This is a genomic window from Candidatus Kinetoplastibacterium galatii TCC219 (genome assembly GCF_000340905.1).
GTDB lineage: Bacteria > Pseudomonadota > Gammaproteobacteria > Burkholderiales > Burkholderiaceae_B > Kinetoplastidibacterium > Kinetoplastidibacterium galati.
This window is the reverse complement of record NC_020284.1, coordinates 313,568-335,995: the sequence shown is the minus strand read 5'-3', so window position 1 is coordinate 335,995 and position 22,428 is coordinate 313,568. Positions and strand designations below refer to the sequence as shown.

Annotated in this window: 21 protein-coding genes; 6 read left to right on the top strand and 15 right to left on the bottom strand. The window is 31.6% G+C overall.

Features of this window, described 5'->3' with window-relative positions:
* Nucleotides 1-10: 10 nt before the first annotated feature.
* Complete coding sequence (gene recJ, locus ST1E_RS01585) at nucleotides 11-1,720, top strand: single-stranded-DNA-specific exonuclease RecJ (RefSeq protein ID WP_015389497.1); 1,710 nt, start codon at nucleotides 11-13, stop codon at nucleotides 1,718-1,720.
* An 8-nt stretch (nucleotides 1,721-1,728) separates the two neighbouring features.
* Here the strand turns inward: recJ and ST1E_RS01580 are convergent, their stop codons facing one another.
* Genes ST1E_RS01580 through aceE form a run of 5 tightly spaced genes read right to left on the bottom strand, consistent with a single transcriptional unit; the run spans nucleotide 1,729 to nucleotide 10,372 of the window.
* Nucleotides 1,729-3,345 (bottom strand): NAD+ synthase, encoded by a 1,617-nt coding sequence (locus ST1E_RS01580; RefSeq protein WP_015389496.1) that lies wholly within the window; start codon nucleotides 3,343-3,345, stop codon nucleotides 1,729-1,731.
* A gap of 30 nt (nucleotides 3,346-3,375) precedes the next feature.
* Nucleotides 3,376-4,578, bottom strand: coding sequence for a mechanosensitive ion channel family protein (locus tag ST1E_RS01575; protein ID WP_015389495.1), 1,203 nt, complete (start codon nucleotides 4,576-4,578; stop codon nucleotides 3,376-3,378).
* Nucleotides 4,579-4,630: 52 nt separating this feature from the next.
* Nucleotides 4,631-6,355: a dihydrolipoyl dehydrogenase gene (gene lpdA / locus ST1E_RS01570; RefSeq protein WP_015389494.1), complete on the bottom strand. Its 1,725-nt coding sequence runs from the start codon at nucleotides 6,353-6,355 to the stop codon at nucleotides 4,631-4,633.
* An 18-nt stretch (nucleotides 6,356-6,373) separates the two neighbouring features.
* A complete protein-coding gene (locus ST1E_RS01565; protein WP_015389493.1) occupies nucleotides 6,374-7,660 on the bottom strand; it encodes a 2-oxo acid dehydrogenase subunit E2 in 1,287 nt (428 codons plus the stop codon).
* A 9-nt stretch (nucleotides 7,661-7,669) separates the two neighbouring features.
* Entirely contained in the window at nucleotides 7,670-10,372 is a 2,703-nt protein-coding gene (aceE, locus tag ST1E_RS01560; protein ID WP_015389492.1) for a pyruvate dehydrogenase (acetyl-transferring), homodimeric type, read from the bottom strand.
* Between the two features lie 344 nt (nucleotides 10,373-10,716).
* On the opposite strand from aceE, the gene folD reads away from it, so the two are divergent.
* On the top strand, nucleotides 10,717-11,574 hold the full coding sequence (folD, locus tag ST1E_RS01555; RefSeq protein ID WP_015389491.1) for a bifunctional methylenetetrahydrofolate dehydrogenase/methenyltetrahydrofolate cyclohydrolase FolD: 858 nt from the start codon (nucleotides 10,717-10,719) through the stop codon (nucleotides 11,572-11,574).
* A 169-nt stretch (nucleotides 11,575-11,743) separates the two neighbouring features.
* Here folD and ST1E_RS01550 read toward each other — a convergent pair whose 3' ends face one another.
* From ST1E_RS01550 to ST1E_RS01515, 8 genes are all read right to left on the bottom strand, one after another.
* The gene (locus tag ST1E_RS01550; RefSeq protein ID WP_015389490.1) at nucleotides 11,744-11,965 is read right to left on the bottom strand and encodes a hypothetical protein; all 222 of its coding nucleotides are present in this window, start codon (nucleotides 11,963-11,965) and stop codon (nucleotides 11,744-11,746) included.
* Nucleotides 11,966-12,043: 78 nt separating this feature from the next.
* A complete protein-coding gene (locus ST1E_RS01545) occupies nucleotides 12,044-12,424 on the bottom strand; it encodes a MerR family transcriptional regulator (protein WP_015389489.1) in 381 nt (126 codons plus the stop codon).
* A gap of 55 nt (nucleotides 12,425-12,479) precedes the next feature.
* On the bottom strand, nucleotides 12,480-12,785 hold the full coding sequence (locus ST1E_RS01540) for an integration host factor subunit alpha (RefSeq protein ID WP_015389488.1): 306 nt from the start codon (nucleotides 12,783-12,785) through the stop codon (nucleotides 12,480-12,482).
* 29 nt (nucleotides 12,786-12,814) lie between these two features.
* Nucleotides 12,815-15,229: a phenylalanine--tRNA ligase subunit beta gene (pheT, locus tag ST1E_RS01535; RefSeq protein WP_015389487.1), complete on the bottom strand. Its 2,415-nt coding sequence runs from the start codon at nucleotides 15,227-15,229 to the stop codon at nucleotides 12,815-12,817.
* A 15-nt stretch (nucleotides 15,230-15,244) separates the two neighbouring features.
* Nucleotides 15,245-16,267 carry a phenylalanine--tRNA ligase subunit alpha gene (gene pheS / locus ST1E_RS01530; RefSeq protein WP_015389486.1) on the bottom strand — a complete coding sequence of 341 codons (1,023 nt, stop codon included), beginning with the start codon at nucleotides 16,265-16,267 and terminating at the stop codon, nucleotides 15,245-15,247.
* A 60-nt stretch (nucleotides 16,268-16,327) separates the two neighbouring features.
* Nucleotides 16,328-16,681: a 50S ribosomal protein L20 gene (rplT, locus tag ST1E_RS01525; protein ID WP_015389485.1), complete on the bottom strand. Its 354-nt coding sequence runs from the start codon at nucleotides 16,679-16,681 to the stop codon at nucleotides 16,328-16,330.
* Between the two features lie 17 nt (nucleotides 16,682-16,698).
* The gene (rpmI, locus tag ST1E_RS01520) at nucleotides 16,699-16,896 is read right to left on the bottom strand and encodes a 50S ribosomal protein L35 (RefSeq protein ID WP_041186010.1); all 198 of its coding nucleotides are present in this window, start codon (nucleotides 16,894-16,896) and stop codon (nucleotides 16,699-16,701) included.
* A gap of 192 nt (nucleotides 16,897-17,088) precedes the next feature.
* Nucleotides 17,089-17,352, bottom strand: a complete 264-nt coding sequence (locus tag ST1E_RS01515; RefSeq protein WP_015389483.1) for an accessory factor UbiK family protein — start codon at nucleotides 17,350-17,352, stop codon at nucleotides 17,089-17,091.
* Nucleotides 17,353-17,641: 289 nt separating this feature from the next.
* On the opposite strand from ST1E_RS01515, the gene ST1E_RS01510 reads away from it, so the two are divergent.
* A complete protein-coding gene (locus ST1E_RS01510; protein ID WP_015389482.1) occupies nucleotides 17,642-17,890 on the top strand; it encodes a cold-shock protein in 249 nt (82 codons plus the stop codon).
* A gap of 145 nt (nucleotides 17,891-18,035) precedes the next feature.
* On the opposite strand, the gene ST1E_RS01505 is transcribed toward ST1E_RS01510, so the two are convergent.
* Nucleotides 18,036-18,617, bottom strand: coding sequence for a superoxide dismutase (locus tag ST1E_RS01505; protein ID WP_015389481.1), 582 nt, complete (start codon nucleotides 18,615-18,617; stop codon nucleotides 18,036-18,038).
* Nucleotides 18,618-18,644: 27 nt separating this feature from the next.
* Nucleotides 18,645-19,985, bottom strand: a complete 1,341-nt coding sequence (xseA, locus tag ST1E_RS01500; RefSeq protein WP_015389480.1) for an exodeoxyribonuclease VII large subunit — start codon at nucleotides 19,983-19,985, stop codon at nucleotides 18,645-18,647.
* Between the two features lie 341 nt (nucleotides 19,986-20,326).
* On the opposite strand from xseA, the gene lpxK reads away from it, so the two are divergent.
* From lpxK to kdsB, 3 genes are read left to right on the top strand one after another with little or no spacing between them, the layout of a single operon-like run.
* Complete coding sequence (lpxK, locus tag ST1E_RS01495) at nucleotides 20,327-21,403, top strand: tetraacyldisaccharide 4'-kinase (protein ID WP_015389479.1); 1,077 nt, start codon at nucleotides 20,327-20,329, stop codon at nucleotides 21,401-21,403.
* A gap of 41 nt (nucleotides 21,404-21,444) precedes the next feature.
* Complete coding sequence (locus ST1E_RS03895) at nucleotides 21,445-21,615, top strand: Trm112 family protein (protein ID WP_015389478.1); 171 nt, start codon at nucleotides 21,445-21,447, stop codon at nucleotides 21,613-21,615.
* A gap of 1 nt (nucleotide 21,616) precedes the next feature.
* Nucleotides 21,617-22,420 carry a 3-deoxy-manno-octulosonate cytidylyltransferase gene (gene kdsB, locus ST1E_RS01490; protein ID WP_015389477.1) on the top strand — a complete coding sequence of 268 codons (804 nt, stop codon included), beginning with the start codon at nucleotides 21,617-21,619 and terminating at the stop codon, nucleotides 22,418-22,420.
* The last annotated feature ends 8 nt before the right edge of the window (nucleotides 22,421-22,428 follow it).

Here is a 22,428-nt window from a genome sequence, read left to right as displayed (position 1 = left end):
GAAAAAATAAATGGCAATATTACCTAGAATAATAATAAGATCAACAGAAAAAGAGCCAATTAGCATTTTAGAAAGCTTTGGAATACATCCTTTGTTAGCAAAGTTATGGACATCCAGAGGAATTAATAATATAAATCAAATTAAGTATGATTGGATATCACTGATACCACCAAATTATTTAAATCAAATAGATAATGCCGCTAGACATTTAACTGATGCCATTACAAAAAATAAAAATATATTAATAGTAGCTGATTATGATTGTGATGGAGCAACAGCATGTGCTGTAGGAATCAGAGCAATGCGAGCAATGAAGGCGAATGTTGATTTTATAGTCCCTAATCGATTTAAAAATGGCTATGGCCTATCTACAGACATTATCGAACAAATATTATTAAATAGAAAATATAAACCAGACATAATTCTCACAGTAGATAATGGAATATCGAGTATTGATGGAATAGAATATGCAAACGAGAATAATATTCAGGTTATAGTTACAGATCATCACCTTCCAGGAACCAGGCTTCCTAATGCATTATCCATAGTTAATCCTAATCAACCTAACTGTAATTTCCCATCTAAAAATTTATCAGGTGTAGGTGTAATATTTTATCTAATGATAGCACTCAGAGCGGAAATGCGTAGACGAAATATATATCACAATAATACAGGACCTAAGTTAAATGAATTAGTCGACTTAGTAGCATTAGGAACCATTGCAGACTTAGTAAAACTAGATGCTAATAATCGTTTAATGGTAACACAAGGATTAAATAGAATAAGGAGCGGTTATACTAAACCAGGCATAAAGGCATTATTTAAAATAGCAAATAGAAAAATAGATAATGCTGACAGTTGTGATTTAGGATTCTATATAGCACCACGTCTTAATGCAGCTGGACGTTTATCTGATATGAGATTAGGAATATTGTGCTTAATAACAGATGAATACGATGAAGCAATAAGAATAGCAACAGAACTAGATAGTATTAATAAATGTCGTAGATCTATAGAAAATAAAATGAACGAAGAGGCATTATTAGACATAACAAATAATGAGTTCGAAGAAAAAAACACAATATGTATTTATGATGAAAAATGGCATAGTGGTGTAGTTGGCTTGGTTGCTTCAAAATTAAAAGAAAAATTTTGGAAGCCAACAATAGTATTTGCAGACTCTGGGAATAATGAAATAAGAGGATCCGCAAGATCTATAATAGATTTAAACATAAGAGATATATTAGATACAATAGCTAATAACCATAATAATTTAATAAAACAATTTGGCGGACACGCAATGGCTGCAGGGTTAACATTAAATAGTAATAACTACACTGCATTTAAAGAAATATTTGAAGATACAGTAAAATCAATAACTAATAACAGTAAAATGATTCCTACAATTGAAACAGATGGCTCTCTTGAAATTGAATATGCGAATTTGGAAATTTCTCGTCTATTAAGAATGCAAGTATGGGGATCAGGTTTTCCTTCACCGATATTTATTGATACTTTTAAAGTGATTTCACAAAAAACAATTAAAAACGCTCACAAAAAATTAATAATAAAAAGAGAGGGAACAGAATTTGATGCTATCTGGTTTAATCATACAAATAATTTGCCAAACAATATAAAAGTGGTATACAGAGTTGATGAAAATACATGGAATGGCAAAAATTATTTGCAATTATTAATCGAATACATATATCCATTATGAAAGGATATCTATCCAGAAAACTTATTTGTTATTGGATATCTCCAATCCTTACCGAAAGAACGTTCACTTATCCTTGTTCCAGGTGGTGATTGATAACGCTTGTATTCACTAGATTTTAATAAACTAAATATTTTTAAAACAACATCTTCACTATAACCTAAATCTATTATTTCTTTTTTAGTTTTATAATTTTCAATATGCAGCATCAATATCTTATCTAAAATATCATAAGGAGGTAAACTATCCTGATCAGTTTGATTAAATTTTAATTCAGCAGTTGGAGCTCTCGATATAATTCTGCTAGGTATGATTTCTTTATTCCTATTACACCATCGAGCCAAGCGATACACCATTCCCTTAGAAACATCCTTAAGAACAGAAAAACCTCCTATCATGTCACCATAAATAGTACAATAACCAACACTGGTTTCAGATTTGTTACTAGTACTTAGCACTAACTTACCGCTAGAATTAGATATTGCCATTAGTAAAACGCATCTAATACGAGCTTGTATATTCTCATACGTAAAATCTTCCGTTGCATTATTAGATGGAGCTAAGCATGATAAAACCCTAGTAAAAGATGAAACTATATCATCGATATTGATTACCTTATAATCTATTTTTAGATTATAAGCTAAGGATGATGCATCTTCTATGGAAATTTCTGATGTATATAAAGATGGCATCATAATAGCGCTAACTTTGTCATAACCAACAGCATCTACCGCTATTAAAAGAGCTAATGCCGAATCTATACCACCTGACAATCCCAATAATACCCCAGGAAATCCATTCTTATATATATAATCCCTAAGACCTAAAACCAAAGCATTCCAAATCATATATTCTTCAGAATTTTCGGTAATAGAAGAAATAGTTTTTGTAACCCCTAATTCATAATAACCATAATCTTCATGCCAAGAACGTAGTTTCTTTAAATAATCACCTTTGCTGTTAATTATAAAAGAAGACCCATCAAAAACTAATTCATCTTGACCTCCTACACTATTAGTATACACAATATCGCAATTTAATTCCTTGGCAGATTTCTTAGCAACATCAATTCTTTTATTTTCTTTACCAATATCAAAAGGAGAAGCATTTAGCACAGTTAAAACGTCAATCTGCATACTTTTATACATTCTTATAACATCCGGCGACCATAAATCTTCACATATAATCACCCCTATTCTAATACCTTTAATAATAAATGTAGAAGGTATATCACCATTACTAAAATATCTCTTTTCATCAAATACCGAATAATTAGGTAAAGCACACTTATAGTAAGTAGATATTAAATTACCTTGATATATTAATGACGCTGCATTATATATTGATTTAGAGATTAAGCTCACGTGACCGACTAATAAATATAGTTCCTTAAATTTTTTTGATTCATTTATTAATCTATTTAGAGCTCTATTCTGACATTCAATGAAATCAATGTTAAATAACAGATCTTCAGGAGGATAACCTGTAATTACCAATTCAGGAGTAACTAACAAGTCAACATTGTCATTAGAAGCAGAACTAGCTGATAATATAACCTTATTCGTGTTTTCTTCAATATCTCCAACACAAGAATTTATTTGTGCTATTGCGATCTTAACTGTACTCATAAATTACTCTGTTCTTGGTTAAATAAAAAATCAAATAACTCCAGAAGGTTTTTGATATATTAGCAAATTAAACTTAGGTAAAATAGTAATTAGATGATCAAAAACATCTCCTTGTATGCGTTCATGTTCGATCCAAGCTGTTAGCGAGGTAAAACAATATATTTCTAATGGAACACCTTCAGGTTTCGGCTCCAGCATACGTACGACCATAGTCATGTCTTTACGTAATTCATGATGTGACTTTAGAAAGGCTAGTGCATAATATCTAAAAACACTAATATTGGTTATATTAGTATTAATACTTTCAGATTTACAGTCAAGTAAATCTGATCCATGTATTTTGGAATTAAAGTATCCATCTAGTAATTTAAAACACATTAAGGAACTAAGTTCATTGATGCTCAAAAATTTTATACTATTAATATCAATGTTTATACTTCTTTTTATACGTCTGCCTCCAGACTCAAACATTTGTCTATAATTTCTATAACTTTCAGAAAATAATTTATAGGTTGGGACTGTAGTAAATGTATTATCCCAATTTTGAACTTTAACAGTATGCAAAGCTATATCACGCACAAAACCATCAGCGTTAGATTGGGGCATTTCAATCCAATCACCTATTCTTAGCATATCATTACTTATAAGTTGAGTGCTAGCTACTAATGACAATAGAGTATCTTTAAATACTAACAACAATACTGCCGACAAAGCTCCTAAACCAGAAATCATTAGCAAAGGAGAGCGATCTATCAATATAGATAAAACTAAAATAATACATATAACGGCAAGTAATAATTTTCCTATCTGTATATAACCTTTAATAGAACGAGTCTGAGCCATCGTACTAAAAGAATATCTGTCTTGTACTACGCTTAAAATACCTCCTAAAACCAAGAAAAAACATAGACAGACAGATGATCTAGCTAAACGACCTACAAAATCAGCCAACTTATCTATATGAGGAATTAAATCTATACCTCCTGAAACAACAAAGAATGGCACTGAATATCTTATATACTTGTATACATTATATTTAGCCAGTGCATTATTCCAATCCTCATACCCACCAAGCACTAATAGCCTATTAGCAATTGATAAGACTAAATACCCCACAAGTATCTGTAAAAATAACGATACTATTGTCAATATCAAAATACCAAGAATACTTTGAACCCAACAATGCTGAGGAAGATAATATCCAAAAAACTCAAAAAAACTATTTAATTCCATCAGAAGATCTTAATGATATATGATTCTAAAAATTCCAATAATTGCTATAAAACTATTTATTAACTGATAATGGAGGCAAATCGGTACAACATCCAATAGCAGATTCAGCAGCCATACCAATAGATTCAATTAGAGTAGGATGTGGATGAATTGTTTTTGCTATATCAAAAATATCTGCTCCCATCTCAATTGCTAAAGCCACCTCTCCAATTAGATCACCAGCGTGAGACCCAACAATACCTCCACCAATTATACGTTCACTTTCATAGTCAAAGATTAATTTTGTTAATCCTTGTTCAGCACCCATGGATATAGCTCTACCAGAAGCACCCCAAGGAAAAACACCTTTCTTTATCTTTATCCCTTTTTTCTTAGCATCATCTTCAGTTAAACCAACCCAGGCTATTTCTGGATTAGTATAAGCAACAGAAGGAATAGCTCTTGCATCAAAAAATACGTTTTTTCCAGAAACATTTTCAGCCGCGATATGGGCCTCATGGACTGCTTTATGAGCTAACATGGGATTACCAGTTACATCACCTATAGCAAAAATATTATCCACATTGGTGCGCATTTGATTATCTACTACAATAAAACCATGATCATTTATAACAACACCAATTTTTTCTAAACCAATATTAGAACTATTTGGTTTTCTACCAATTGCTTGTAAAACAAAATCATAACAATTACTATTTTTGGCATCTTTACCATCAAAATAAACTTTAATACCTTCTTTTGTAGACTCGGCACTTATGACCTTGGTATTTAACATGAGACTATCAAAACGATTGGAGTTAATTTTATACCATGCATTTACTAGATCTCTATCTGCTCCAGTCATTAAACCATCAGATATTTCAACTAAATCAACCCTAGATCCTAATGATGAATAAATAGTACCCAGCTCAAGGCTTATTATACCACCACCAATTAATAACATTTTTTTAGGAATATTTGATGATAATTTTAAGGCTCCAGTAGAATTTACTATTCTGTCATCTTTTGGAAGAAAAGGTAGACTTATCGGACTACTACCGGTAGATATTATTGCATACTTAAAACGAACTATAGTTTCAGGAGATTCATCATTAGATTTAACACGCAAACTTTTTGAGTCAATAAATTCTCCTATACCATTAATTACACGAACTTTTCTCATTTTTGACATGCTAGTCAATCCATCAGAAAGTTTTGATACAATAGAGCTAGTATAGGTATTTAATTTTTCTGTATTTACATTTATTTTTCCAATATTAATACCCATATCGCTTAAATGCTTTGTGCTATCTAATAAAGAAGAACTATGTAATAAAGTTTTAGTAGGAATACAACCAACATTCAAACAAACACCACCTAAGGAAGAATGTTTTTCTACCATAACTGTTTCTAGCCCTAAATCTGAAGCACGAAATGCTGCAGAATAACCTCCTGGACCAGAACCTAGTACTAATACATCACAATCTATTTTAGAAATATCATGAATATTATTATTGATCAATGAATTAATATTTTCATTTTCAGAATCAATATTTTGATCGATAGTAATTTCCATGAAATCAGTACCAGCTTTAACTATATCTCCATTCTTTACTTTTATGTCTCTGACAATCCCTTTGCAGGTAGATGGCACACCCATCACTGATTTCTCAGATTCTAAAGTTATCAGGTCCTGTCCATTATCTATGGATTCACCTATCGAAACTAAAACCTCTACTACATGTGCTTCAGTTATATCGCCCAAACTTGGCACTTTTATTGTATAAATATTGCTCATATTAATTTAATATATTGTTTACAAAAATACACGACGAAAATCGTTCAGAAGACTGCATAAATAAACATTAAATCTAGCAGCCAGCGCTCCATCAACAACTCTGTGATCATAGGATAATGATATTGGCATTATTAACTTTGGAATAAACTGATTTCCATCCCATATTGGCTTAATAAAGGCTTTCGAGACACCAAGTATAGCTACTTCAGGTGCATTAATTATTGGAGTAAATGAAGTGCCACCAATCCCACCCAGCGAAGAGATAGAAAAACACCCTCCCTGCATTTCTGCAGGCAATAATGTCCCATTACGGGCTTTTTTTGATAATGATGTGATATCTGAAGATATCTCAAGCAAGCCTTTTTTATCGGCATCGCGAATTACAGGAACTACTAATCCATGATCAGTATCAACTGCTATACCTACATTATAGTAATTTTTTAATATAATATTATCTCCATCCAGAGAAGAATTCATATCTTGGAATTTTTTCAATGAAGCTACAACAGCTTTTACTATAAATGGAAGCAACGTAATCTTTGTAGCACAACCATTATTACAATTTTCCTGGTTTATTTTCTTGCGAAATAATTCTAGATCAGTTATATCGGCTTCATCATTATTAGTAACGTGCGGTATGCTAACCCAATTACTATGTAATCTTGATGCAGATATTTTTTTAATACGACTCAATGGCTTAATATTAAAATCACCGAACTTTGAAATATCAACTTTAGGTACATTAAAACTTGTTGATGAGATATTATTAGTACTCTCTTTATCAAATTTGTCTCTTATGATGTTATTAATATCTTCATGTAGAATCCTGCCTTTCTTCCCCGAGCCAATAACATTAGAAATATCTATCTTCAAATCTCTAGCTAGTTTTCTAACAGAGGGAGAGGCGTAACTAATAGTATTTTTATTATTTTCAAATGAACTTATCTGCTTATTTATAGCATTATCATGATTGAGATTAATATTATTGGTGATTTGCGTTGAGGATTTATGTAGATCATTTACATTAATAAAATTATCACTAGAAGTTTTTAAATTTTTACTAGACTCTACTTCCAATGATAAAATGGGAGAATTCTCTGATATTTTATCACCAACCTTAACAATAATAGATTTAACTATACCTTCTATATTAGAAGGAACCTCCATTGAGGCTTTTTCTGATTCAACAGTGATCAAACCCTGTTCTATACAGACTTTGTCCCCGACTGAAACCATTACCTCTATTACCTCAAAATCTTTAGAATCGCCAATATCTGGCATATTAAATTGTATAACTTCACTCATATTTTTATCCTAGACCCTATGAGGATTAATTTTATCAGGATTAATACCATATTTCACAATAGCCTTACTTGGTATATCAGATCCTATTTCTCCATTATAAGCTAATGCTTTTAAAGCGCTTAGAACAATATAGTGGCGATCAATTTCAAAATAATCTCTCAATTTAAAGCGGAAATCTGATCTACCAAAACCATCAGTACCAAGCACGTAATAATCTCTACCTTTAGGAATAAATGATCTTATTTGATCGGCAAAAGATTTCATATAATCTGTAGAGGCTATAATAGGACCTGATGAATCTAAAAGTTTTTCTGTCACGTAAGGAATTTTATGAGAATCTAGTGATTTTTGTAATAAATTATAACGTTCTACATCTAAACCATTACGTCTTAATTCTGTAAAACTAGTTACACTCCAAACATCAGAAGAAACACCCCACTCTGATTCTAGTAAATCTTGAGCAGCAATAGATTCTCTTAATATAGAACCTGATCCTAGCAATTGAACTCTATGTTTAGAAGATCCTACTGATCGGAACTTATACATTCCTTTCAATATACCATCCTCATCACCATCGATCAAACCTGGTTGCTGGTAATTCTCATTCATTAGGGTGATGTAGTAGTATATATCCTCCTGATTCTCTACCATGCGCTTTAGACCATTGTGAATAATAACAGCTAATTCATGCGCGAAAGTAGGATCGTATGATATACAGCTTGGTATTGTGGATGATATTATATGACTATGGCCATCTTCATGCTGCAACCCTTCCCCATTAAGGGTAGTTCTACCAGAGGTTCCTCCTAGTAAAAATCCTCTTGCCTTCATATCTGCAGCCGCCCATGCTAAATCACAAACTCTCTGAAATCCAAACATAGAATAGTAAATAAAGAACGGAATCATTGCGTAATTATTTGTAGAATATGAAGTAGCAGCAGCAATCCAAGAACTCATTGCTCCTGCCTCATTAATACCTTCCTGCAGAAGCTGTCCATCACTAGTTTCTCGATAATACATAACTTGATCTTTATCAACTGGTTCGTATTTTTGACCACCAGGTGTATATATTCCTAGCTGTCTAAATAAACCTTCCATCCCAAATGTTCTAGATTCATCCGCTAATATAGGAACAACTCTTGGTCCTATATCTTTACTACGTAATATGCTATTCAAAATACGAACAAAAGCTTGAGTGGTTGATATCTCACGACCATTAGAAGTAGGATCAAGTACAGGTCTAAAAGTTTCTAGAGATGGGATTTTTGGGATATCATCAGATTTTTGACGTCTGCGCGGAATATAACCGCCAAGAGCTTGACGATGATCTCTCATATATTTCATTTCGGGAGAATCTTCTGGTGGCCTGAAGTATGGTAAATCTGCTAATTTTTCATCAGGCACAGGAATACCAAAACGATCTCTAAATTCACGTATAGATTCTAAATCCAACTTTTTATGCTGATGAGTTGCATTTCTAGACTGACTGAAGTGACCTACTCCGTATCCTTTTATAGTTTTAGCTAGTATTATGCTAGGCTGTCCTAAATGTTTGTAAGCAGCATTAAAAGCGGCATAAACTTTATTAGGATCATGTCCTCCTCTGTTTAATCTCCATATTTCACTATCACTCATATGTGAAACAGCTTCTAATAATTTCGGATGCTTTCCAAAAAAATTCTCTCTTACAAACTTACCATCATTGGCTTTATAAGCCTGATACTCCCCATCAACAGTTTCTTGCATTACTTTTCTAAGTATCCCGTCTTTATCATTATCTAATAAAGAATCCCAATATCCACCCCAAATCAGTTTTATAACATTCCATCCTGCACCGACAAATATTCTTTCTAGTTCTTGAATTATTTTTCCATTACCACGTACTGGTCCATCTAAACGTTGAAGGTTACAATTTACTACAAAAATTAAATTATCTAGATTCTCTCTCGATGCTAAAGAAATAGCTCCTAAAGATTCTGGTTCATCCATTTCCCCATCGCCACAAAAAACCCAAACTTTTCTATCACTGGTATCAAGAATACCTCTGGCATGCAAATATTTCAGGAATCGAGCTTGGTATATTGCCATAATTGGACTTAAGCCTACAGAAACTGTAGGAAATTGCCAAAAATCTGGCATTAATCTAGGATGAGGATATGATGGGAGGCCATTCCCATCAACTTCTTGACGAAAATTATCCAGATGGTGCTCGGATAAGAATCCTTCCAAATAAGCTCTACTGTATATACCAGGAGAAGAGTGTCCTTGGAAATAAACTAAATCACCGCATTTTTCTGCGTTATCAGATTTCCAGAAATGATTATATCCGCAAGCAATCATAGTTGCTAAAGAAGCAAACGATGATATATGTCCACCCAAACTACCACCGTCTTCTGGATTATGACAATTTGCTTTAACAACCATTGCCATAGCATTCCAACGTATATAAGCATTTATTCTAGACTCTATTTTTAAATTGCCAGGATGAATAGACTGTAAATGAACTGGTATTGTATTGACATAGTCAGTATTAAATGAAATTGGTGTTTTTATACCGAGACTACGTAATTTTTCAACTAAACTATCTATTAAATTACGAGCTTGTTCTGGCCCCTTATTATTCAAAACAGCTTCTAATGATTCTAACCACTCTTTCCGTTCTTGATCATTATCGTCTTCTGTTTTATCTGAATTTTGATACAAAGAGGACATGCTATATATCTCCAGGTTTGATTAGTATATCAAACAAAATAATAATTTAAAAAATAACACTAGTGATAACAATCTTATGTTTGAGTTATCACTCAATGATAAAAACATTAATAAAACAAAACTTTAAATAAAAATATAATTTCACATAATTATATATCTTTAAGTTTAATTGTACTCATAAATCAAAATCTATTTTTAAATTTAATTTAAAATAAGAAAGATGCTATATTATCTGAAAGCTATCTAATATTTACAATATTTACAATATTTTAAATAAATACTTATACCAAATAAACTTAACTTAATAAATGTATAATTTAATTCAACCAAATAGGTTAATAAGCATGGAAACTAAAATCATAGATGGTCTTGCATTATCAAAACAAGTATATGTTGATCTAAAAAACAGAATAAGAAAACTAAAAAACATTGGAATAACACCAGGTCTAGCTGTAATACTTGTTGGCGAGAGCAGTGCCTCTCAAATATACGTTAGAAACAAAGTTAAGGCGTGCGAAAAAATTGGAATAATATCCAAACAAGAAAATTACCAAGAGAATATAGTAGAGAGCGAATTGCTAAATCATATTTACAGACTAAACAAGGACACTAGTATAAATGGAATTTTAGTGCAACTACCACTACCAAAACATATTGATACTCACAAAGTAATAGAAGCAATAGATCATAATAAAGATGTAGATGGGTTTAATGTTATAAATGCAGGACTATTGATGACAGGTAATCCATTATTTTGTCCATGTACTCCGTATGGGATAATGCAGATCCTAAAAAATGAGAATATTAATATACGAGGATCAGAAGCTGTTATAGTCGGGGCAAGCAATATAGTAGGGAAACCTATAGCAATGCTTATGCTTCAAGCAGGAGCAACGGTAACAATATGTAATTCAAAAACAAAAGACCTTAAATCACATACCAAGAGGGCTGACATACTTATAGTAGCTGTTGGAAAACCAGGAATGATAAATGGATCAATGATTAAACCTGGAGCTGTATTAATAGATGTTGGCATCAATCGAGGCTTAGATAATAAGATATGCGGAGATATAGACCTTCCATCAGTCAAAGACATTGCTGGCTATATTACTCCAGTTCCAGGAGGAGTTGGGCCCATGACAATAGCAATGCTTTTAACAAATACCGTTGAATCTGCAGAGAGATCGATTAAGGACCAATAAATATCTACTACTATGCATAAATCAATCGTTGCATACAGCGTATTTATGCATAGATATAGAATCCCTATAAAATATATCAACCAAATCTATAATCAAAAAAACACTTGAAATTTAAAATATATTAGCTGCTATAGAATTTTTTCAGAATCTTCTCTGCAAAAATAAATTGTCAATTATTTGTAATTAGATTTTCATCTATCCATTTATTAGCAAATATTTCTGCTAGGCTAACTGCTTCATATAAAGAATCGCAATCTCCTAGATAGGAGAAAACATTATCAATCTCAGAACCACTATCTGATGTTATTGTTAGAAATACACCATAACCACCAGTATCCATAGCAGCAGTCGATATATCTACTAATATGTCGTCTTGGCTGTAAAAACACATAACATGACCACCTCAACTATAAATAAAAGACTAGCACAGAATTCTTTACAATATCTTGCATAAAAAAACATGATTTAACTATTCAGAATCTATAATTGTATCTTTTAATAAACAAATAATACCCTCTATTTCTTTATTCAATATATTTAATTCAGAACCAGTTAAACTCACAGCATAGTTTAAATTATAATAAGAACAGTCTTTCACTTTGGATAGTAAATTCTTTACTCTATGAATAGTAAATCCTTTATTATAAAGTAGATCTCTGATGCGTCTTATCAAGAATAATTCACTCCTATTATAATATCTTCGATTAAATTTTTTATTTCCTGATTTAGATGGCATAAACTCTCTATCCCAGTACCTTAGAACATGTTGTTCAATTCCACATAAATCTAAAACTTCCCTTACCGTATAATAAGGTTTTAAAGGAATAGATGGTAAATTTCCTGGCATCATACAAAACTCAAATAAAATAAATGTTAATTAACAGCTACAATTGTAAATAGAACAACTATAATCCATTTTTATGATTTATATTTTTCTTTAACTTATTGCTAGCGCGAAAAGACACGACCCTGCGAGCAGAAATATTGAATTCTTTACCAGTTTTTGGGTTTCTTCCAGGACGTTGCGGTTTGTCCAATAAGTTGAAATTACCAAAACCTGATAATTTGACATTGTATCCATTAGATAGAAATCTAACCATTTCATTAAAAAAAAAATCTACTATAAATCTTGAATCACGCTTTGTTAATCCCGTTCCCTCAAATAGTAAATCAACTAGTTTGGCTTTAGTTAAAGTGTTAAATTCTGACACTATAACCTCCTTCTTAACTTAATGAATTATTATGCACGCTGGCTAACATTAAAAACCTGAATAAGCTTATTTAATATAAGACTCATGCATAAAGAAATTCTTGCTTCATCTAAAGTAGACACATCTTGCATATAAAAACGCATGGTAATACTCTTTTGTTTTTTGGCTGGATCTTTAACATCGTTCCATATATCGAATACTATAAAATCTTTAATGATCGAAATATCATCATTAGTTTCTATTAACTTATCAATTTCATCTTTAATTGATCGGAATTCAATAGCGTAATCCAGCCATATAGATAAATCTCTTGTTACCACTGGCTGCCTAGAATATTGTTTAAAACAAGGTAACTTTCTTTTCATCAAATATTTCAAATCAATCTCAAAAACAATAGGAGGAGTTACCAAGCCAGCATCAAAAGTTATTTGAGGATTTATCTCTCCAATCCAACCAATAACGCTACTATCTTTTAGAACTAAACTAGCACTACGACCAGGATGTAATGCATTATGAAAAGATTTCTTAAATTCTATATCTAAATATATATTTCCAAATAAGGACTCAACATCAGACTTAACATCATAGAAATCAACTAATCTTTTCTTTAATCCCCACTGTTCTTCAAAAACAGAACCCCAAACAGCACCAGCTAGAAATACTGATTGACGAATTCCTTTTATGTTTTCATGACTATCACTTACAGAATCATCTCTAAAAAAAACTCTACCTATCTCAAAAACCCTAGCACGAGTTAATTGTCTATTAGCATTGTGTATTATATTGTTAACTATTCCAGCAATTAAACTAGATCTCATAACAGATAAGTGGCTAGATATTGGATTAAGTATCTTTATCGGATCTAGATTATTACAGTAAACACGCTCCCACTCAGAATCCACAAAGCTGTAATTTATAACTTCTTGATAACCTCTATCAACCATTAAATGGCTAAAATAATGTCTATCTAGTTTTCCTTCAGGAGCAGGTAGCATTTTTACAGAGGCTAATGGAGGAGAAGTTGGTATGTTTTCATAACCATACATTCTTGCTACCTCCTCAATCAAATCTTCTTCTATTGAAATGTCAAATCTATAAGAAGGAGGATTTACGGTAAAAACATCATTACATTCCTTGAAGTCAAAACCTAATTTTGTAAATATAATGCAAATTTCTTCGCAATTTATATTTATACCCAGCACTATCCTACAACGAGATAATCTCATCTCCACAGGATCTCTGCTAGGAATCTCTTTAATAATACTAGAAACGGGACCAACGACACCACCGCAAATTTCTACTATTAGACCAGTTAAAGTGTGAAGAAAATCTAATACCCTAGAATAATCAATACCACGTTCAAATCTATATGCTGATTCAGAGTTTATTTTATATGATCTGGATTTCCCTGAAATAGCATTAGGAAACCAAAAAGCAGATTCAAGAAAGATGTTCTTAGTATCTCTGCGAATAGATGTATTTTTATTACCCATTATTCCTGCTAAACAGATAGGGCCATCATTATCACTCACAACACCTATTTTCTCATCAAGAATTATATTCTTACCGTCTATTAGATTTATGCTCTCGCCATTTTTAGACCAGCGAATATTTAAACCGCCATTTATAGAATCTAGATCATAGATGTGGGATGGTATTCCAAATTCTAGCATTAAGTAATTAGATATATCTACTAATACAGAGACACTTTTCTGTCCGGAATTTTCTAGCCTAGCTCTTATCCAAGCAGGAGTATCCACATTCGAATCTACATTGCGTATTACTCTACCTGAGTAATGTCCACATAATCCGTCAGAAGATATATTGACTGGCAAAAAATCATCTATAGATTCTGATATAGATTTATATTTCGGTATATTAATACTAGCATTAGTTATAGCAGAGACCTCTCTAGCCAAACCAAGAATAGAAAGGCAATCAGCTCTATTGGGAGTTAATTTTATTGTAAATATATTATCTATATTTAGTATGTTATTTAGATCAACCCCTGGAACAAAATTTTTATCCAGTGTCAGTAGGCCGTCAACATTATCAAAAACCCCTACCTCCTCAGAAGAAGATATAATTCCATTAAACTTTATATCAAGCGATAGGGGTTTATATCTATTGAAAATAGGAGAATCTGAATCTATGTAAAACATAGGAACAACCATTCCAGATCTAACTGAAGAAACATGACAAATAGCATAACAAATGCCATATGAAGAGCCACAATCTACTTTATATATATAGAAATCATCATGATTCTCTGACAAATCAATCAGATCTAATATTTTAACAGATATAACTTTGTTTGAGAAAGTCTTTGCAGAGTGAGATATACTCTCAACCTCTAGACCATTCATTGTTAGTTTTTCAGCTAGATCATTGCTTGTAATATCAGGATTAACTATAGATCGTAGCCATGATTCTGGAAATTGCATTATAAAAAACCAATTTTAATATCTAATTTGACGCAAAAAACGTAGATCATTTTCATAAAAACAACGTAAATCACTAATACCGTAGCGCAACATTGTAAGACGTTCCAAACCAGAACCAAATGCAAAACCCATATAATATTCAGGGTCTAAGCCAAAATTACGAATTACATTTGGATGAACCTGCCCAGAACCTGATATCTCTAACCATTTTCCACGATTAGCTCCGGTATTAAACATCATATCTATTTCTGCTGATGGCTCGGTGAATGGAAAGAACGAAGGACGAAATCTTATTTTCAAATCATCATCCTCAAAAAAACATTTTAAAAAACTAGTATAAACACCCTTGAGATCAGAGAATGATATGTTTTTATCTATCCATAATCCCTCTACTTGATGAAACATAGGCGAATGGGTGGAATCACTGTCTACCCTATATGTTTTACCAGGTGATATAATCTTTATTGGAGGCTTATTAATGCTAGAATGTCTGACTTGCATAGGACTTGTATGGGTTCGCAAAAGAAGCTGTAAATTATTTTTGTCTTTCAAGTCTATGTAAAAAGTATCTTGCATTGAACGTGCTGGGTGTCCTAGTGGACTGTTTAATGCTGTAAAATTATTCCAATCATTCTCTATCTCTGGACCATCAACAATATCAAAACCTATTGAATGGAATATTCTCTCAACTCTTTCCCAGCTGCGCATTATAGGGTGTATAGAACCAGTGCCAAAGCCTCTGCCTGGCAATGTAACGTCAATAGCCTCAGAAGATAAACGAAGTTCTAATTCTTTATTTAGTAATCTGTCCCGACACTGAGAAAGCAAAAATTCTACCTTCTTTTTAGCAGAATTTATAATAGCGCCATAATTTTTTCTATTCTCTGAACTTACGGTACTAATCTCCTTAAACAAAGAAGCAAAAACACCATTCTTTCCCAAGAAATGAGCTTTAGCCTTATCTAGGCTACTAGAATCTTTAGCAGATTCAAATGCATCCTCAGCCTGTTTAATAATATTATCTAGTGATAAATTCATTTGATAAGCACTTTGCCCCTGTAAATATAACAAAAAATATATTTGCAAGGGAGCATTAATTTATAAAATATCTTTTACCTTCTGAACCAAGAAAGAAAACCCTTTTTTATCGTTTACAGCCATATCTGATAAAACTTTACGATCAATCTCTATCATGATTCTCTTTAGGCCAGCCATAAATGTGCTGTAATTTAGATTATGTTCTCTTACTGCTGCATTTATACGGGTAATCCACAATGATCTAAATGTACGTTTTTTATTTCTACGATCACGATATGCGTATTGTCCAGCACGCATAACTGCTTGTTTAGCTACTCTAAAGACATTACCACGGCGACCAAGGTAACCCTTAGCTGCCTTTATTACTTTTTTATGACGAGCGTGTGCAGTAACACCACGTTTGACGCGAGGCATATTAGTTCTCCATTAATTTAAGCGTAAGGCATCATGGCTCTAACTAGGGCCACGTCTGAATTATGAACCGCTGCAGATCCGCGTAACTGACGCTTTACTTTAGCATTTTTCTTTGTAAGAATATGACGCTTAAAAGCCTGTGCCCTCTTTATGGAGCCGCTACTGCGAAACTGGAAACGTTTTGCTGCGCCTCTTTTAGTTTTCATTTTAGGCATAATTGTCCCTAAAAATATTGTTGTTATATAGCAAGATTGGTGACCATATATTAAAATTAAAACTTTAATAATCAAAAATGGAACTTTAACCAAATTGCCACTTATAAAAAAACAAACACTTAATCGTTATCAACTAAGTGCTATCCTATTATAGCATGATCATTATAAAAACTATATGAATATGAGAAAAATCTATTTATTGTTTTCCAATTCTTCTATGCGTAATTCTAAGTTAGCAACTAATTGATTTAATTTAGATATCTCTTCTCTAACAATATCTAAAATTTCTATTTGTGACTCTAAATCTTCATTCGTAACTAGATCTAATTTAGATACGGCATTATTTACTAAAAGACTTACCCCATTTTCTATATCTTTTTTTAAACTAGAAGCACCACTAACAATACTATTCCCTATATTTTCTTGTAACTCCTCAAACCATTTATTTTTTTTCATAACATTAAATCCTAAGAAAAATAAAAAATTTATGAACGTTTAAAATATAAAACAAATATCAATAAATGTTGTAAAAATAACCTTAAATGTTGGAATAACGATATAATTATTAGAAAATTATTACAAGTATTGCTTAGTCTATTGACTAGATAAAGGAAAGAGTAGCATTATCACAATGTTGGAATGTTTAATATTGCTAGTTAGATTGTTGCATGCGTAACAATCTCCTGGCTTTCTATTCATTTCTATTTTTTTATCTGCAAGCATGTGATTTAAAGAGGCAGTCTGCATGTCTAGTACAAACGACACATTTAATACCGATCGTAACCAATCTAAATCAACAGGAACCGTAAAATGGTTCAATGATGCCAAAGGTTTTGGTTTTATTACTCCAGATAATGGTGGAGAGGAGATATTTGCTCATTTCTCATCAATTCAAATGGATGGTTTTAAAACATTAAAAGAAGGCCAGAAAGTATCTTATGAAACTGTTCAAGGTCCTAAAGGAAAACAAGCACTTAATATTACATCGGCATAAAACAACACGGGTAATCTCCTAGTTGTTATATTAATTAGATATTTATTGAAATTTTGTTTTATTATTTTTAATAATTGTTTAATAATGAAAGGACGACAGCATTAGTTTGTTGACGTCCTTTTCTAGTTAATAAAACACAACTTGTCTAAACAGCAAAATTAGAATCCACGAATTCCCAATTTATTATTTTCCAGAAATTATCTAAATATTTAGCTCTAGCGTTGCGATAGTCTATATAATAAGCATGTTCCCATACATCACAAGTTAAAAGGGCCTTATTATCAGTAGTGATAGGGCAATTTGCATTGCTTGTATTAATTATTTCTAAAGATCCGTCTGTTTTTTTGACTAGCCAAGTCCATCCAGATCCAAAATTACTTAATGCCGATTTGGTAAAAGCTTCTTTGAAATTTTCAAAACTACCCCACTTAGAATCTATTGATTTTAATAAAGAGTTAGAAGGTTGCTGATTAAAAACAGGGCTAAGACTATTCCAATAAAAATTATGATTCCATACTTGAGCGGCATTATTAAATATAACACCAGTAGATTTCTTAATAATTTCTTCTAAAGTTGATCCTTTTAACTCATTGTTAACAATGAGATTATTAAGGTTATCAACATATGCCTTATGATGCTTCCCATAATGAAACTCTATAGTTTCTTTAGAAACATACGGTGATAAAGCGTTTACATCATAAGGTAAAGGTGGAAGATTATAAATCATAGCTATAAAAACTCCATTTAAAAAACTTTATTTAACTTTACTACTATGCACTATGGTTTCTATAAAACCATCTAATACTTGAATCTCTAGTTTCTGCCCTTGTGACACACAATCATAATTTCTAATAACATTGCCATAAGTGTCACGAACAACAGAATAACCTTTAGATAAAATGTTCTCTGGATTTAAAGCATGAAGACCAACTATAACAGAATGAACTGCTGCTTGTTTTGAAGAAAGGTATCCACTATAAACCCTTTTAAGTCTATCTGCCAACATCAAAAATCTCTTTTCCTCAATACTAATGTTTGGGGTATTAAAATGCAAACTATTTGCAATTAAATTAAACATCGACCAATTATTAGATAAATTACTCCTAGAACAAGAAATTAACATTTTTTTTAATAGATTAACCTTTTCTAGGTTAGTATTGATATTTGTTAAAGGCGACAAAACTTTCCTAGATAATATGTCTAAAGATTGGAAATAATTATTTATTATATGTCTTTGAGATTTACTTAGGCGCTTCCAGCAAAACTGAATTTTACTCATCAGGTCAAGAATATTAGGACAAGAAAGCTCAGCAGCGGCTGTGGGTGTTGTAGCTCTTATATCTGAAGCAAAATCAGCTATAGTAAAATCGGTTTCATGACCAATTCCACTTATTATAGGAATGTAACTATTAGCTATAGTGCGTGCTAAAGACTCATCATTAAAACACCATAAATCCTCTAAGCTGCCACCGCCTCGAACTAATAAAAGCGTATCAACTTCTAGTCTATTATTGGCGATAGTAATTTGTTCTAATATTTTTTTCGCAGCATCTACTCCTTGCACAGGAGTATTGTATATAACAATTTTAACATAAGGGGCTCTTCTTTTTAACGAAGACAGAACGTCTCTAAGAGCAGCAGATCGTAGAGACGTTATTATCCCAACGGATATAGGTATTAATTTTGGTTTACGATTTGCTTGATTAAAAACACCATCTTCGGATAATTTATTTTTTAGTTCCAAAAATTTTTCATATAATCCACCAACCCCAGATTTTCTTATAGAAATAGATTGTAATTGATAATCACCTCTAGGTATGTATAAAGAAGCATTTGCACAAATCTCTAGTTCATCACCGTCTTTTGGTATCTGTTTTATTGTGCTAGTTCTGCCTTTGAACATAACAACCCTTACTGAGGCGGCACTATCTTTTAGGGTAAAATACCAATGACCAGAGTTAGCAATAATAAAATTAGAAACCTCTCCCCTAACCCATACTAAAGAAATTTCATTCTCAAGCAATAAACTAATTTTTTTATTTAATTCCGAAACAGTGAAGATATCATCTAAATCACTATCGCTATCATTTTTCATTTAATTAACCAATTATAACTATCCACAGGGCAATACAATATATAAATATCGTATATATCCTAACAAAAAATAATTAAATAATCTTAAGAAGCAAATAAACATATCGTATCTTATTGATAAATATAATTATTTCACAAAACTGTATAATTATTGTACAAACCACTTGAATAATAAGCAACACAATCCATTCGCAAAGTTAATAACAGAATTATCCACAAAATCTGTGGATATATTCTTTATATAAATTTCTATATACAATAGTTACGTAATTTGTCAGATATTTTCAGTATTTATTTTCATTTTAGGCAACAAAAAATATCTTTAATTTAATTATGAGCTCTATGAATTATAATAAAGTGAATGAATATATACATAAACAGTGGATGAGAAAAGGCTTACTAAGCAATATTCTATATCCAATTTCACAGACAATAAAGTTCTTATTATTTATTAAAAATTATCTATACAAGTCAAAAATACTAAAAGTTTTTAGAGCTAGAATACCTATTATCGTTGTAGGAAATATATACATAGGAGGAACTGGGAAAACACCAGTTGTGATATCAATAACCAAAGAATTAAAAGCTAAAGGCTGGAATCCAGGTATTATAAGCAGAGGTTATGGTGTCAGGATTGGAAATACTGCAAAAGTAGGCTATAAAGATGTAGATTACTCAGAATTCGGTGATGAACCAACATTAATTACAAAAAAAACAGGAGCTCCTATTTCAGTTCATCCTAAAAGATGTATTGCAATAAAATCACTGTTACATAATTTCCCAAATATTGATATTATTATCTCGGATGACGGATTGCAGCATAGTTCAATGGAAAGGGATTTTGAGATCATAGTTCAAGATAATAGAGGGATAGGAAATGGGAGATTAATACCATCTGGACCATTAAGAGATTCTGTGCTAAGACTTGATCAAGTAGATCTAATTGTAAGCAATAGAATAAATTGTAAAGAAATGATTAATAAGAGTATTTGTCTTGAAAAGAGTAAACCTTATCATATAGATATGTATCTGAGACCTGAGTTTGCTTTTAATATAAGCGGGTTAAAAAATAATCGCCCAATAAGCTATTTTAATCGCAATAACTATCATAGAAAAATTGTTGCAATATCAGGGATAGGAAATAATGAAAGATTTATTAAGACTCTTAATGATTGCATGATATACCCTTCGTCACACATAAAATTAATGGACCATTGTAAACTTAATAACTTTTCATTTTGTGATATATCAGCCGATGCTATTTTAATAACATCAAAAGATGCTGTTAAATATTCTGGTAGTAAAGATCCCAGGATTTGGGAAATAAGTGTAGCCGCAGAATTTTCAGACAAAGATTTTTTTAGTTATTTATCAAATCAAATGCATCAAGCCAGCATGAAATTAAAAGATCATTTATAATATGCAGAACAATTCAAATAAATAATTTAAAATAACTCATTATGAAAGATAACTTTATCGATGTGCTTATTTGCCCTAAATGCGGTGGGAAACTAGTTTATAATAAAATTAAAACTGAGCTTATTTGCAATGCTGATGCAATAGCATTTCAGATACGTGACGGTATCCCAATAATGTTGTGCGACCAAGCTAGATCAATTCAAGACATATAACATGGTTATTAAAGAATCAATTAAAAATAAGTCAATAGCAGATTTAAATAATGATTTTATAGTGATTATACCTGCTAGGATGTCTTCTACTAGACTACCTGGTAAGCCACTAAAAGATATATGTGGCCTACCGATGATTGTCAGAGTAGCTCAACAATCATCATTATCTAAGGCTAGAGAAATCTACGTTGCAACAGATAGTCAACAAATTTATGATACCGTTAATAAATATGGCTTTAAGAGCATAATAACATCACAGAATCATCAATCTGGAACAGACAGATTATCGGAATCTGTAAAAGCACTAAAACTAAAAAATAAAGAGATAATAGTAAATGTACAGGGAGATGAGCCATTAATAGAACCAGAAATCATTAACTCCGTTGCAAAAAAACTAAAAAATTCTAGTTCAGCCAATATATCGACATGTGCCTTTAAAATTAACGATGAAAAAGATATGCTAAATAAAAACATTGTTAAAGTAGTTTGTGATCTATCAAATAACGCACTATACTTCTCAAGGTCAGGTATACCATGGATTAATCGAGAACTGGATAATACATATGGGTATAGACATATCGGAATATATGCTTACAAAGTATCTTTTTTAAAAAAATATCCATTTATGAAAAAAGGGAAATTGGAAAGACTAGAATCATTAGAACAGCTAAGAGCTTTAGAAAATGGTTATAAAGTAACAGTTGATATTGTTAATAGAGAAATATATTCAGGAGTTGATACTCTTGAAGATTTAGAAAAAGTAAGAGATATATTTAGTAGGAAAATGCAAATATATTGCCAATAGTTTTTATA

Bases quoted from the DNA above. Each gene is read 5' to 3' on its own strand.
- recJ (WP_015389497.1), top strand. From the start codon at position 11: ATGGCAATATTACCTAGAATAATAATAAGATCAACAGAAAAAGAGCCA.
- ST1E_RS01580 (WP_015389496.1), bottom strand. From the start codon at position 3,345: ATGAGTACAGTTAAGATCGCAATAGCACAAATAAATTCTTGTGTTGGA.
- ST1E_RS01575 (WP_015389495.1), bottom strand. From the start codon at position 4,578: ATGGAATTAAATAGTTTTTTTGAGTTTTTTGGATATTATCTTCCTCAG.
- lpdA (WP_015389494.1), bottom strand. From the start codon at position 6,355: ATGAGCAATATTTATACAATAAAAGTGCCAAGTTTGGGCGATATAACT.
- ST1E_RS01565 (WP_015389493.1), bottom strand. From the start codon at position 7,660: ATGAGTGAAGTTATACAATTTAATATGCCAGATATTGGCGATTCTAAA.
- aceE (WP_015389492.1), bottom strand. From the start codon at position 10,372: ATGTCCTCTTTGTATCAAAATTCAGATAAAACAGAAGACGATAATGAT.
- folD (WP_015389491.1), top strand. From the start codon at position 10,717: ATGGAAACTAAAATCATAGATGGTCTTGCATTATCAAAACAAGTATAT.
- ST1E_RS01550 (WP_015389490.1), bottom strand. From the start codon at position 11,965: ATGTGTTTTTACAGCCAAGACGACATATTAGTAGATATATCGACTGCT.
- ST1E_RS01545 (WP_015389489.1), bottom strand. From the start codon at position 12,424: ATGATGCCAGGAAATTTACCATCTATTCCTTTAAAACCTTATTATACG.
- pheT (WP_015389487.1), bottom strand. From the start codon at position 15,229: ATGCAATTTCCAGAATCATGGCTACGATCTATAGTTAATCCTGATATT.
- pheS (WP_015389486.1), bottom strand. From the start codon at position 16,267: ATGAATTTATCACTAGATAATATTATTAAACAGGCTGAGGATGCATTT.
- rplT (WP_015389485.1), bottom strand. From the start codon at position 16,681: ATGCCTCGCGTCAAACGTGGTGTTACTGCACACGCTCGTCATAAAAAA.
- rpmI (WP_041186010.1), bottom strand. From the start codon at position 16,896: ATGCCTAAAATGAAAACTAAAAGAGGCGCAGCAAAACGTTTCCAGTTT.
- ST1E_RS01515 (WP_015389483.1), bottom strand. From the start codon at position 17,352: ATGAAAAAAAATAAATGGTTTGAGGAGTTACAAGAAAATATAGGGAAT.
- ST1E_RS01510 (WP_015389482.1), top strand. From the start codon at position 17,642: ATGTCTAGTACAAACGACACATTTAATACCGATCGTAACCAATCTAAA.
- ST1E_RS01505 (WP_015389481.1), bottom strand. From the start codon at position 18,617: ATGATTTATAATCTTCCACCTTTACCTTATGATGTAAACGCTTTATCA.
- xseA (WP_015389480.1), bottom strand. From the start codon at position 19,985: ATGAAAAATGATAGCGATAGTGATTTAGATGATATCTTCACTGTTTCG.
- lpxK (WP_015389479.1), top strand. From the start codon at position 20,327: ATGAATTATAATAAAGTGAATGAATATATACATAAACAGTGGATGAGA.
- ST1E_RS03895 (WP_015389478.1), top strand. From the start codon at position 21,445: ATGAAAGATAACTTTATCGATGTGCTTATTTGCCCTAAATGCGGTGGG.
- kdsB (WP_015389477.1), top strand. From the start codon at position 21,617: ATGGTTATTAAAGAATCAATTAAAAATAAGTCAATAGCAGATTTAAAT.